The 12,785-nt window shown below is 42.0% G+C and carries 12 protein-coding genes; 5 read left to right on the top strand and 7 right to left on the bottom strand.

What is annotated here, in order from left to right; all coding sequences use genetic code 11:
• From VB836_RS24685 to VB836_RS24675, 3 genes are all read left to right on the top strand, one after another.
• A partial coding sequence (locus VB836_RS24685; RefSeq protein ID WP_323223439.1) for an HNH endonuclease occupies positions 1 to 683 on the top strand: 683 nt, incomplete at its 5' end.
• Entirely contained in the window at positions 658 to 1,626 is a 969-nt protein-coding gene (locus VB836_RS24680) for a DUF1361 domain-containing protein (RefSeq protein ID WP_323223437.1), read from the top strand. The genes VB836_RS24685 and VB836_RS24680, both read left to right, overlap by 26 nt.
• Before the next feature lie 99 nt (positions 1,627 to 1,725).
• Entirely contained in the window at positions 1,726 to 3,690 is a 1,965-nt protein-coding gene (locus tag VB836_RS24675; protein WP_323223435.1) for an ABC transporter ATP-binding protein/permease, read from the top strand.
• Between the two features lie 9 nt (positions 3,691 to 3,699).
• Here VB836_RS24675 and VB836_RS24670 read toward each other — a convergent pair whose 3' ends face one another.
• Positions 3,700 to 4,080, bottom strand: coding sequence for a DUF6464 family protein (locus tag VB836_RS24670; RefSeq protein WP_046277424.1), 381 nt, complete (start codon positions 4,078 to 4,080; stop codon positions 3,700 to 3,702).
• 179 nt (positions 4,081 to 4,259) lie between these two features.
• Between VB836_RS24670 and VB836_RS24665 the strand changes: the two genes are divergently transcribed.
• Both VB836_RS24665 and VB836_RS24660 read left to right on the top strand, forming a co-directional pair.
• Positions 4,260 to 5,054 (top strand): YdcF family protein, encoded by a 795-nt coding sequence (locus VB836_RS24665; protein WP_323223432.1) that lies wholly within the window; start codon positions 4,260 to 4,262, stop codon positions 5,052 to 5,054.
• Positions 5,055 to 5,123: 69 nt separating this feature from the next.
• Positions 5,124 to 5,354 carry a hypothetical protein gene (locus VB836_RS24660; RefSeq protein WP_046277422.1) on the top strand — a complete coding sequence of 77 codons (231 nt, stop codon included), beginning with the start codon at positions 5,124 to 5,126 and terminating at the stop codon, positions 5,352 to 5,354.
• A gap of 86 nt (positions 5,355 to 5,440) precedes the next feature.
• On the opposite strand, the gene VB836_RS24655 is transcribed toward VB836_RS24660, so the two are convergent.
• The 6 genes from VB836_RS24655 to VB836_RS24630 all read right to left on the bottom strand — a co-directional run bounded on the left by VB836_RS24655 (position 5,441) and on the right by VB836_RS24630 (position 12,707).
• Positions 5,441 to 5,668, bottom strand: a complete 228-nt coding sequence (locus VB836_RS24655; RefSeq protein ID WP_046277421.1) for a ferredoxin-thioredoxin reductase variable chain — start codon at positions 5,666 to 5,668, stop codon at positions 5,441 to 5,443.
• Between the two features lie 226 nt (positions 5,669 to 5,894).
• Positions 5,895 to 6,272, bottom strand: a complete 378-nt coding sequence (locus tag VB836_RS24650) for a hypothetical protein (protein WP_046277420.1) — start codon at positions 6,270 to 6,272, stop codon at positions 5,895 to 5,897.
• A gap of 343 nt (positions 6,273 to 6,615) precedes the next feature.
• Positions 6,616 to 7,707 carry a hybrid sensor histidine kinase/response regulator gene (locus VB836_RS24645; RefSeq protein WP_046277427.1) on the bottom strand — a complete coding sequence of 364 codons (1,092 nt, stop codon included), beginning with the start codon at positions 7,705 to 7,707 and terminating at the stop codon, positions 6,616 to 6,618.
• Positions 7,708 to 7,762: 55 nt separating this feature from the next.
• Entirely contained in the window at positions 7,763 to 8,965 is a 1,203-nt protein-coding gene (locus VB836_RS24640; protein ID WP_046277419.1) for an ATP-binding response regulator, read from the bottom strand.
• Between the two features lie 228 nt (positions 8,966 to 9,193).
• Positions 9,194 to 9,625: a response regulator gene (locus tag VB836_RS24635; protein ID WP_046277418.1), complete on the bottom strand. Its 432-nt coding sequence runs from the start codon at positions 9,623 to 9,625 to the stop codon at positions 9,194 to 9,196.
• Between the two features lie 235 nt (positions 9,626 to 9,860).
• Positions 9,861 to 12,707, bottom strand: a complete 2,847-nt coding sequence (locus VB836_RS24630) for a PAS domain S-box protein (protein ID WP_323223427.1) — start codon at positions 12,705 to 12,707, stop codon at positions 9,861 to 9,863.
• Between the last annotated feature and the right edge of the window lie 78 nt (positions 12,708 to 12,785).

Raw genomic sequence — 12,785 nt, 5'->3', positions numbered from 1 at the left:
CATACTGTGGTACAAAGAATACCCCTCTCCAAATCGAGCATATTCACCCCAAATCAAAGGGAGGAACTAATCGGATTTCTAATCTCTGTATTGCTTGTGAATCTTGTAATACCAGTAAAGGAACTCAGGACATTAAAGACTTTCTTTCGGGAAAACAAAATTTATTAAAACAAATCTTAAGCCAAGCAAAAACGCCCCTAAAAGATGCGGCGGCGGTTAACTCTACTCGCTGGGCTTTGTTTAATGCTTTAAAAGCGACTGGATTATCTGTTTCTACTGCTTCTGGTGGACAGACCAAGTTTAATCGAACCCGATTAAATATTCTAAAATCTCATTGGTTAGATGCAGCTTGTGTTGGAAAAGTTGAATCTCTAAAAGTTTTAACGAAACAACCTTTGCTGCTCAAAGCGATGGGACACGGAACTCGTCAACGATGCCGAGTAAATCGGTTTGGATTCCCGGTTGGACACGCTCCTAAAGCTAAGTTCTTTCAAGGATTTCAAACAGGTGATATCGTAAAAGCTGCTATCCCAAAAGGGAAGTTTTCTGGACATTATGTTGGGCGTATTGCCATTCGATTCCGTCCTTCTTTTGTTTTGCAACTTCCCAACTCTAAGTTTGATGTTCACCCTAAATACTTGATTCCTGTTCAAAAACATGACGGATTCTCCTACTCCTTTTAACAATGATTCTCGCTCCGCTCAGTTTTCTTTGGGCGGCAATTCCTCTCCCGCTAACCCTGTCGGGTATAACGGGAGTCCCCTTGCCGCATCTCAGATGGATATACTAATCAATCAGATCATCTTAGCTTGGCAGGCAATTCTTGCTAATCTGGGTTGGATGTCGTGGAATTTATTCCTGGCATTAATCCCTCTGGCTTTGAGTTTATGGTTATTCTGTCCGCCTGTAATCTCCAAGCTGTCTAGAATGCGATCACCGATGATCATTTGGGGTGTCGGGTTGCTACTGGGCTTTAGTTTTCTCCCCCATGCCTATCAAGTCGGTCGGCAATTTCATCGTTTAATTCAAACTCTAGACTACAGTTATTTATTGATCGCACTTTTGATCACTCTGCTGCTGATGGGATTAGAAATTTGGCAGTCTCACAGACAACCAAACCGACCTCACCATCTTTCCTTGAGGTGGTGGTTGGGTTTTCTGGTTTTTATCTTGTTTCTTCCCAATGCACCTTATGTTCTCACGGATATCATTCATCTGGTTGATCAAATTCGTCAGGGTTATTCGGTGTGGATTATCTCCCTTGCTTTGATTCCCCAATATCTTGTTTTCATGTTTGTCGGATTTGAAGCTTATGTTCTTTCCCTGATTTACCTGAATCGCTATTTGGATCAGCAAGGTTGGAAACGCCATCGCTGGATGGGGGAATTGACTGTACACGCACTTTCGGCTGTCGGAATATACCTGGGACGGTTTCAGAGGTTCAATAGTTGGGATATCGTCAGTAACCCAGATGTTTTGATTAGGAGTTTGATTGATAATCTCCTCAATCATCGTCCCTTAGTCGTGATCGCTGTAACATTTGTAGTTTTGACTGTTTTGTATGGATTAATGAAGTTCATCACCCTTGCGGTGCTTCCCCCCTCATCCTCCCTGGATTCTGTCTGATTGTGTGTAACATATTTGACAGGTAGATTTATAATAGCCTACCATTATACCAGAAACTTGTATAATCCCAACTCTGTATAGACTTCAACAAGACAGCACATGAACCGATTTGACAGTCAATTGTGGAAGCGATTTTTAGCGATCGCCCAACCCTTTTTCTATCCGCTTGAACCGGGAAGCAGCAAAGTGTTTCTCGGACTGTTACTATTGCTACTAGTTTTTATCTTTGCTGCTGTTTTTGTACTCGTCGCCGGAGTCACACTCGGGAGTCAATATCTATTTCCTGAATTTTTCAATAGCATCGCCCCTGGTTTGCTGGAAACCATCACAGGCTTGATCCAGTCTCCTTGGATCGTGGTATTCGGTTTAATGCTGATTTTACCTGTGATCGCCGCCTTTTCTTATAAAGAGAATTTACAATCTCGCTGGCAACCTTGGGCGGTTTTAGGTATTCTTTTGCTGTTATCCGTCTCCGTAAGTGGCTTAAACGTTATTATCAGCTACGTTTCAAACTTCTTTACAACCGCCCTCGCCGAGAAAAATGAATCAGAATTTTGGCGATTTTTATTTGTCTATGCAGGTGTTTTTATTGTTGGTATTCCCATTGTTGCTTTATATGGCTATACCCGCGATCGCTTAGGAAACTATTGGCGAAAATGGCTCACGAATAAATTTTTAGATAACTATTTTGATAACCGCGCCTATTATAAACTAGAATCTGATCGAGAAATCGATAACCCCGATCAGCGAATTACTGAAGATATTCGATCTTTTACCCGAACCAGCTTAGTTTTTCTGTTGGTTTTGCTGAATTCAGTGATTGATATTATTTCCTTTAGTGGAATTCTCTGGACAATCTCTAAAAAACTCTCATTATTTTTGTTAGTTTATGCCGTCTTTGGTACCGTGATTACAATCTGGATCGGACGGCGATTAATTCCACTAAACTTTAACCAACTCCGACGAGAAGCTGACTTTCGCTATGGATTAGTTCATGTGCGAGATAATGCAGAATCGATTGCTTTTTATCAAGGAGAACAACAAGAGGGTCAGCAAATTAAACAGCGATTCCTGAAAGCATTTGAGAACTTTAATCTGTTAATCGGCTGGCAGCGAAATGTGGATTACTTTACCACAGGCTATCGCTACATTGTGATTATTTTACCCTCGCTGATCATGGCTCCGATTTATTTTGCGGGACAGATAAAGTTTGGAGACATTACCCAAGCCAACTTTGCCTTTAGTCAAGTTTTAAGTGCCTTTTCGATCATTGTCAGTCAGATTGAAGCCTTGAGTGCATTTGCGGCCGGAATTAACCGTTTAGCCACGTTTTCCGAAGCTTTACATCCCGAAAACACAGTCCCTAAACCGGGAGAACCTCGTATTGATTTAACGATTGATTCTCCACTGGCTCTCGAACATATTACCCTCAATACTCCCAATTATCAAAAAACCCTGGTAACAGATCTTTCTCTGGTTTTACAACCCGGTCAAGGATTATTAATCATGGGGAATAGTGGGGCGGGTAAGAGTTCGTTATTGCGGGCAATTGCGGGATTATGGCGTTCAGGAACCGGACAGTTAGTGCGTCCAGATTTACAGGAAATGCTGTTTTTACCGCAAAAACCCTATATGATTTTAGGAAGTCTCCGCGAACAATTATTGTATCCTTATACGGATCGAGGTGTAGATGAACAAAAATTAATTCAGGTTTTAGAATTGGTCAACTTGGGTCATTTAGCTGAACAAGTGAATAGTTTTGATGTCGAGTTGGATTGGGGAAATGTGCTATCTTTAGGGGAACAGCAGCGTTTAGCATTTGCGCGTTTGTTGCTGAGTCAGCCGCGTTACGCGATCCTCGATGAAGCGACCAGTGCCTTAGATTTAAAAAACGAAGAACGCCTCTATCAAAAGCTACAAGAGACTCAAACGACCTACGTGAGTGTAGGGCATCGAATGAGTTTATTAAAATACCATCACCAGGTTTTAGAACTGCTTGAAGATAGAAAGTGGCGATTAGTTTCAGTGGAAGATTATCGTGCAGATCTGAGCATTTTGAATTAGTTAAAGTGATCACTCTGACGGTTGATGATTTGTCGGTTCATAAAAGCGACATTGACCGCATGGTCCTTGTGGATGAACCGCACAACGAACTAATTCTGAATGGGCATTGAAGCGACAAGTCCCATCTCCGAGTACCCAACGTCCATCCACTAAACTTCTCTCTTGAGGAGGTTCGGCAGATTGCACGTAAAGCGAGATTTGATGCAGTCGATAACGACCCGATCTTAACTGATAGCGGTGACGACGTTCTAAAACGGCGTAAGTTTGACCGAGGATCTCCAGATAATGACCCGGTTGAGGTGTCCAATCAAAGCAAATACTTCCTAAAGACCGTTGAGGATGAGTTAAAATCACTTCAGTCGGCAAAGAATCTGATTCAAGATTATCCATTGATCACTCCGTAAACAAACATAACTTCAATTATGTCGATTGACTAAAGGCTTTGTCAAATTCATCACGGCATGATCACAATAGATGAATTAGGAAGTATTAACAGCAATTGTGTCAGTTCATCGCTAAAATTTGGATCAACTCCTCTCAATTGAACTCGGAATTCCGGGCGTGATACTATGTTTCTGTTTTTATCTAAACTTCTGCCCTTACTTATTTATCCTCTCGGACTGAGTTGCTTTTTACTGATAGTCGCCTTAATATTATTGTGGAAGCAGCCTCGCATAGCGGCAGGGGCAATCGGATTAGCGTTGTTGATTCTCCTGGTGAGTAGTAATAGTTGGGTTTCTCAGAGTTTAGTGCGATCGCTAGAGTGGCAAAATATCCCCAACGGTGAACTTCCAAAAGCAACGGCGATTGTCGTGTTGGGCGGCGGAACCAAAGCCCCCATTCCCCCTCGTCCTTGGGTCGATGTCAGCGAAGCCGGAGATCGGATTTTGTATGGGGCGTTGTTGTATCGACAGGAAAAAGCCCCTTGGCTGATTTTAAGTGGGGGTCGCATTCAATGGGACGGTAAACAACCTCCAGAATCGGCTGATATGGCGGAAATTGCGGCGGCGATGGGGGTACCGGAGTCGGCAATTTTACAAGATCCAACTTCACTGAATACTTATCAAAATGCGGTGAATGTTCGTCAAATTTTACAGGAGAAGAAGTTGACGGGGAAAGTATTATTAGTAACATCTGCCCTGCATATGCCGCGATCGCTGCGGGTTTTTCAGCGTCAAGGAATTGAGGCGATCGCAGCACCGACTGATTTTTGGGTCTCTCAACAAGATGTCAACCCTTCAAAAACCACAATACAAGCAAGCATTTTAGGCCTCATACCGGATACGCAATCTTTGCAAAAGTTCACCCAAGCCTTAAAAGAATATATCGGAATTGTTGTTTATCGGTTGCGAGGATGGTTATAATTTGAGCCTGCAATAAATCCGATTGATTATGTTAACTTGAAGAAATAATTAGCAGAGGTTCGAGCTGTAATGTATTTTCAGTGGGAAAATTTCACAGATACTCAACAATCAGCAGCAGAGATTTTGCAAGTCTATCAAGTGACTGCTAAATTTTATCAGGAAGTCAAATATCGAGAGGAGTTTGAACAGCATTGTCAATGGTACGCTGAAACCGCCGAGCGTCATCAGCAAGAACTCCAAAAAATGCGAGGAGATCTAAACATATTCGGTTGGTTTCGGCGGGGACGAGGGACGAACTAAAGGTGGGGAAAGTTGTCCACACTGAAGGATTTGAGCCTCTCTAATGTCCCTCGATGGGCAGATGTAGAATTTTCCCCTTTCACCTGCTAGTCTGAGATCACTTCAAGTTCCTCCTGTTTAAAATGAGCTTTGAATTTGGCGGTAAATTTGACTTGAATCGGGAGATTTGGACTCACTGGCCTACCATTCCAATCATTGATGATAGAGACAATTTCTCCTTCTAAACCCTTCATGTCAAATGACTGATTGCGGTGTTCGGGATGAGTATAGACAATAACCGATGTTTTGACGCGAACGCGATCGCCAGCTTTCATAGACTTTAACCTAGTATCTCCTCTCTAACGACCTGAACTCACCCAGGGTTGATGACCTGTACCAAGTCAGGCAGTTTTTCTATATTGACACAGAAACCGCTCCAAAACTCAACTGTGCAAGGATTTACTGTGGCGGAGATTTTTTCCTCCAATCTTACGGGGACTCGGATACTCTCAATCAGATCAAAAGGGATTGAGTTGCTATTCAATCCCTGCTGTGTCGAAATCAATTCCCTAAGCGAATGGGAATTCCCCTGACACCAGCCCCTTGAGAATTGAAGGAAGGACTTAAGGGGTTGACTTGTTGTCGATTTTGCTGAGATGAATATTGATCAATCACTACTTCCGTTTGAGGTGCAACTTGATTCAAGTATTCGGGTTCGTATTCAAAAGGTTTATCGAGTGATGGCCCCCCCTGTGGAAAACTGGCACTAGAGGGTTTGATGCCCATATTTAAGCCTTTTCCAGTCAAATCTGATGCAGATACGGAGGGCTGTTGATAGGTATCGAGTCGCTGAACTTCTTCTGCTATCCCGGTTGGTATGAGAGAAAAAAAGCTCACCCCAATCACCACTCCCCCGAAAATCGATTGAGCAATCTTCATTATGGTTTCCCTTTCGTAAAACTAAGCTTCATTGATGTCGGACTCGAACCTCTAGGTTGCAAGCCTTGTACCCCTACCAACACTCTGTATCTGACTGTCTAGAAAAATACTGTCAGTATATATTGGGAGATTATAAAGATAAAATGATCTTTTTAATTGCTCCAGTTTTAGATTAACATTCTCTCCCTCTCGACAACTGTAACTTTTCCTACAAAGCATTGTTGCCGTAGAGTTGCTCGAGAAGTTACCCAATGTAAAATATAAGTAACAATTAGAGACAAATATAAATACACGGGGTTTTTTAAAACTTAATCCCAAGACATATGAACTCCTAGTCACTGACTTAAAACGGTAAACAAACGGTAAATACAGTGCCTTGATTCAGAGCTGATTTGACGGCGATTTTACCTTGATGAGCTTGGATAATTTGCCGACATAAATGCAACCCTAAACCACTTCCTGAACGCTTATGATTCCCCTGATGAAAGGCTTCAAACATGGTGACTTGATCTTCAGGAGATATGCCAATCCCGGTGTCTTTTATTTCAACTTTTATCCAGTCTTTGGGTAACTCTTTCTCGGAGTTTTTCATTAAACTTAAATTCACTTCAACACTTCCCTCATCTGTAAATTTAATCGCATTAGCAATCAGATTTGTAAACACTCGTCGCAATTCTAAGCGATCGCCAACAAATTTTTTAACCACAGGTTCAGTGGCGGAGTTAAATGTCACTAGAAGTTGTTTTTCGGCAATTAAAGGTGTGAGTTCAGTAATCACTTCTTGGATGAGAGCATCTAAATCGAAAGGAATAAAACTGAGGGTTTTTTGTCCGACATCATAGGAATACACGGCTAAAAGCGTGTTTAACATATCGAGTAGATTTTTATTACTGCCGATCATGGTTGCGATCGCCTCATCCATTGGAGAATCTAGATTTCCAAATACCCCTTGCTGCATGAGATTTAACATCCGATCCGCAGCAACCAGAGGAGTTCGTAGATCGTGGGTGAGACAGCGAACAAAATTTTCTCGCTGATCGATACTTTGTTTTAGACGCAATAGCGATCGAACTCGGGCTTGGAGTTCATCAATTTGAACAGGTTTACGAATAAAATCATCCGCCCCAGCATCTAAACCTTCGACGACACTTGACTGTTCGTGAGCCGTAATCAGTAAAATGGGAATGTAGGGATATTTAGGATTACTGCGAATGAGCCGCGTTACCTCATAGCCATCCATTTCAGGCATCATCACATCCAGCAGCACTAAATTCGGCGGAGAGGCTTCTATCTGTGCTAGAGCGCTTTTTCCGTCTTCGACTAAGACAACATTGTGTCCTTCTTGTTCTAGGGCTAACTTCAGAAGGAATAGGTTATCTGGCAGATCGTCAACTGCGAGAATATAGTTTGTTTTCGCTACTGCAATACTAGACATATCAACATTACTAAAATTAGTTTTCATAAAAACTGTTTTTGTTTTTATATATATTTTATTTTAAATAGCGTGGAAATTCAACCTGGAAAACAGAACCATAGCCCAATTGACTATCCACATTGACTTTCCCTTGCATCAATTTCACGAGAGAATCAACGATTGCTAAACCCAAACCTGTACCATAATGTTTACGAGTATTCGTTTGATTGACTTGTCGGAAGGCTTCAAAAATTTCCTGCAAATGATCGGGGGCGATGCCAATTCCTGTATCCTTAACTGAAATGGCTAATTGACCTGTTTCTAGTTCTCGAACATCAATCCAAATTCCTCCCGACTCTGTAAATTTAATAGAATTTGAAATCAGATTAACTAAAATTTGCCGGATACAATTTTTGTCATTAATCACCTTTCCCTCTTCGAGAGCGACATCAACTTTCAACGTCAATTGTTTCTCGACGGCTAGGGATCGCAATTCTTCAGCCGTCAATTCTACAAATTTACCCAGATCAAATTCTTGAGGTTCTAACTTAAATTGGCCGGCTTCTATTTTAGAAAAATCCAGAACTTCATTGAGCATCGTCAATAGATTTTGAGCATTATTAAAGATGCGTTTTACCATATCCAATTGTTGAGGAGCGAGAGGATCTGGGTACTGACGCAGCAACAGTTGAGAAAAACCCATAATTGCATTCATGGGTGTGCGAAGTTCGTGAGACATGGTGGCTAAAAATTGGGATTTAAGGCGAGATGCTTCAGCCAGTTTGCGGTTTTGTAATTCGATTTGTTGGCGTTGTCGTTCTAGTTCTCGATTTTTGCGTCGTAACAGTTCATTACTTTCCCAGAGACGTTTGTTGGCTCGTTCGGCTTCCATTTCGGCATGATAAACCCGAATAGAATTCCGCATGACTTGCCACAATCTTTCGGGCGAAACCCAAGATTTGGAGAGATAATCAGAGGCACCCGCTTTCATTAAATCGACTGCAATTTGCTCATCGCCTTGACCTGTCAACACAATTAAGGGTACTTTTATGTTGAGAGAACGTACCTGTTTAACGAGTTCAAGACCATCTCGATCGGGCAAGCGATAATCTAGAAAAACACAATCAAATTTATTTTCTTGGATGAGGGCGACTGCTGTTTCACAATCTTGTGCTTCAGCTACTTCAACTTTGACATCAACTTTCCGCAGCGAGCGCTTAACAGCCATTCGATCCACTTCATCATCATCAACAATCAGTATACTTAATAGTTTTTCCATCTCCTGCCATCTACAGAGGTTTAGCGGATGCAAGACGTTCGGTTTTATAACAGAACTAACCTGGGGTTGAAATTTTGACATTTTTGATTTTTTTCATTCAATAGAGAGGTAACATTCCATTTTTTAGCAATAACCGATTTTACTGTTTTCATGGTAATTTTTCCAGCTTTTATCTAAATTTTATTTTGACAGTTACACTGTTCTGTTATTCATCGAGACAGCCGTGTACTAGGGAAATTCACACAGCGTCCAATAAGTATTCAAAGTAACAATAACTGAAGCAAATTTTGTAAAGGTTACGGGCTTGAGAATATAACCTGCAATATTCAAGTTATAAGCTTCAAGCAAATCCCGATCTTCATCGGAAGTTGTTAACACAATTACAGGTGTCGCTTTCAATTTTCGATCAGAACGCAACTCTTTTAAAAATTCTAAGCCTCCCATTTTAGGCATATTCAAGTCAAGTAATATCAATCGGCGTTCTTCAGGAACGATGGGAAGACAACCTTCTTGGGAACGTAGCATTTCCAAAGCCTCTATTCCATTACCCGCCACATAAAGCGGATTAGAAATATTGTTCTTTTTAAACGCTCGCTTGACGTTCATCACATCAACTTCGTCATCTTCCACCAATAGAATATTAATAATTTTTTCCCCCATAAATCAGATAATCCGTTGAACTCGCCTCTTGAGATTATGATCATCTCATAACATCAAACGATAGCAATCCCAGCCTACCTCTTCCTGAGATTATAAACAAAGCTTTAACTTCAGACCTCATCTCTAGGGAGAAACCTTGAGTTGATCTTTATCTATCTCCAGAGGTAGATCAGACTGGAAACAATTTATAACGACGAAGAGTCTGCTATTTCTCCTTCTCGGCAAGAGCGATCTTTTACTTAGGCCAAGTCCAGCGAAATGTCGCCCCTTCGCCGAGTTGAGATTCAAGTTCAATTTTTCCTCCTTTAGTATCAATAATTTTCTTGACAATTGACAAACCAATGCCCGTATTTTCGGCTTGATCACGGGCTTTCAAGGTTTGAAAAATCGTAAAGACTTTTGCCTGATATTGAGGCGCAATCCCCGGGCCATTATCACTGATCGAAAACTCGTAGAATTTCCCCTGATCGGTGCAGGAAATTATCACCTGTCCATCGGAACGATGATGATGCTTAATCGCATTACTAATCAAGTTACTAAACACTTGCTGTAAAGATATCCGTTGTGTGGTTAAAGTGGGCATTTCTCCTTCGATTTTAATGGTAAACTCTGATGGCGGATCAAGTGAATCAATGATCTCTTCAAGCAGTTGACTCACCTGAACTTTTTCAGATTCTACTTGAACACGACCAACTCGAGAATACTGTAAAAGTCCGTTAATTAAGTTTTCCATCCGATGAACTCGTCCGCGTAATAAACTCATCTGATGACGAGTATCATCATCAAGCTTATCTTGTAGATCTTCTTCCATCCATTCAGACAAATTAGCGATCGCTCTTAGAGGCGCTTTCAAGTCGTGAGAGGCGACATAAGCAAACTGATCGAGTTCTTTATTGCGTTTTTCCAGTTGTCCGGTTGTGGTCAATAAAATCGCATTCAGTTGAACCAATTCATCGGCACGAGCCTGTAAAATGGCTTCAGTTTGTTTGCGTTTAGTCACATCGTTAATCGTCCCCCAAAATCCAATGACTTCGTTTTCACCGTTTCGGTTCAATTGAGCAGAAATTTCCAACCAACAAAAATCCCCATTTTTTTTGAGCAAGCGAAATTCAAAGATAAAACCCTGTTGATCAGTCTGAATCAACCGCTCTAATTGTTCACTAATATAGCGTTGATCTTCTTCAGCATAGACATAATTAATCAACCCAGAGGAAAGACTCTCAGAAAGGCTAAATCCGGTAATGAACGTCCAAGCCGGACTTAAAAACGTCCACCGCCCTTCAATATCAGTTTGAAAGATGACTTCTTGAACACTATTGAGAACAGAGCGATACAGCCGTTCACTTTCCGATAAAGCCTTTTCGATCCGTTTGCGTTGGGTAACATCTTCAAAAGCAATTCCTAACCGTTGATTGGGTAAGGGAAAAGCTTTGACTGCAAACCAACTTTCACCGACTCGCTGATCTCCATAACGAACTTCACTAAACCCACAAGGCTGTTGATGACGAACCACTTGAGCATAAGCTTGCAATAAACAAATGTTGGTTTCTGGCAATTTTGGGAAACACTCGATCATTTTTCTGCCCACTTGCTCGTCAAGTTCTAACCCTAATAATTGCGACGCTTCCGGGTTAGAACTAATCAAGCGAAAACTCTGAATATCGTCGATATCCTCTAAATGCCAAACGCTCATCCCAATGGGAATATTTTCGACAATATCTTCATAGATTTGAATTTTGGCTTGAGCTGCTTCAGCTTGCTCACGGGCAACTCGTTCTCGTTCGAGTAATTCATCTTTGAGTTGATTGAGAACTTCCAGCTCAGTCGTTCTGTCTTTAACTCGCTGTTCGAGTTCATCGTTAAAACGAGCAATTTCTTCTTCAGCTTGCTTGCGAAGCGTGACATCTCGGGAAATACAGAGAATCATCGGTTCTACCGTCGAATTTCCCGAGGATATGGCGCGACTGGTGGTTTCAAACCAAACATAAGTCGTCCCATCACAACGACGTACCCGATAAGTGCTGGTGTACTCATGGGGTAACTGACCGATAATGGTATAGGTTCTCTGCCAAGCCGCTGCATCTGCCGGATGAAAGAATTCATAGAGGGAACGTCCCAGCAGTTGCTCCGGTTCGTAGCCGAGTAAATGCCGACTGGCGGGTGAGGCGTAGAGAAACACCCCTTCACAGGTGTGGGTAGAAATCAGATCTTTGGCATGATCCGCTAGCCAGCGATAGCGGGCTTCACTTCCCCGCAGAGCGGCTTCGGCTCGTTTGCGATCGCTAATATCTTGCTGAGAACCCACCATGCGAATGGCTTTACCCAAGTCATCCCTTTGAGCAATTCCTCGGGCTAAAGTCCATTTGTAGCTGCCATCGGCACAACGCAGACGGTATTCCGCCACGTATTTAGGTGTTTTGCCGTCAAGATGATTTTGTACTGTTGCTAATACATCATCAAGATCCTCGGGATGAATGCGAGAACGCCAAGCCTCAAAGTTATTTTCCAGTTCGTCATCTTTGTAGCCGAAATCGGCTTTCAACTGAGTAGACATGAACACGAACCCGGTGAGAATATTCCAGTCAAAAATACCGTCTCCAGTTCCTTGCAGGGTTAACTGCCAACGTTCCTCACTTTTTTTAAGCTCAGTCTCCACTTGCTTGCGTTCTTCGATTTCTTGTCGGAGTAAGCGCATTGACTCTTCCATCTGCTCTGGACTCGGAAACGTTAAAATTTTGGGGATCAACAGGATTAGGGCGATCGCACTCAATAGAGAGATTACCGCCGTGAACGCTCGCACGATGCCCGAAATCCAGTAGTTCGGGTGCCACAGCGTCCAGATATCGAGTAGATGACCGCAACCGCAAGAGATAATAAAGCCAGCAAACAACAGAAATATCCAGTTAAATGGAATATCATCTCGCTGACGAACGATGTACACTAGCCCTACAGGGATGGAAAAGTAAGATAAGGCAATGATGGCGTTACTCACCCAATGCAATCCCACTAATCCAGGTTTCCAGAGATAACAACTGCCATGAGGCATGAACACTGTTGTAGCGAGTATACTTTCTGTCAGCATAGATCTTCGTCTCCAGCAATATCAATTGTCAATCTATCTTTAGGCTAGTTTTCGATAGGACTATGGATAGATAGACTA

This window comes from Limnoraphis robusta BA-68 BA1 (assembly GCF_034932365.1).
GTDB classification, from domain to species: Bacteria; Cyanobacteriota; Cyanobacteriia; order Cyanobacteriales; family Microcoleaceae; genus Capilliphycus; species Capilliphycus robustus.
The sequence above is the reverse complement of the archived record's forward strand: the minus strand, read 5'-3'. Positions and strand labels throughout refer to the sequence as shown.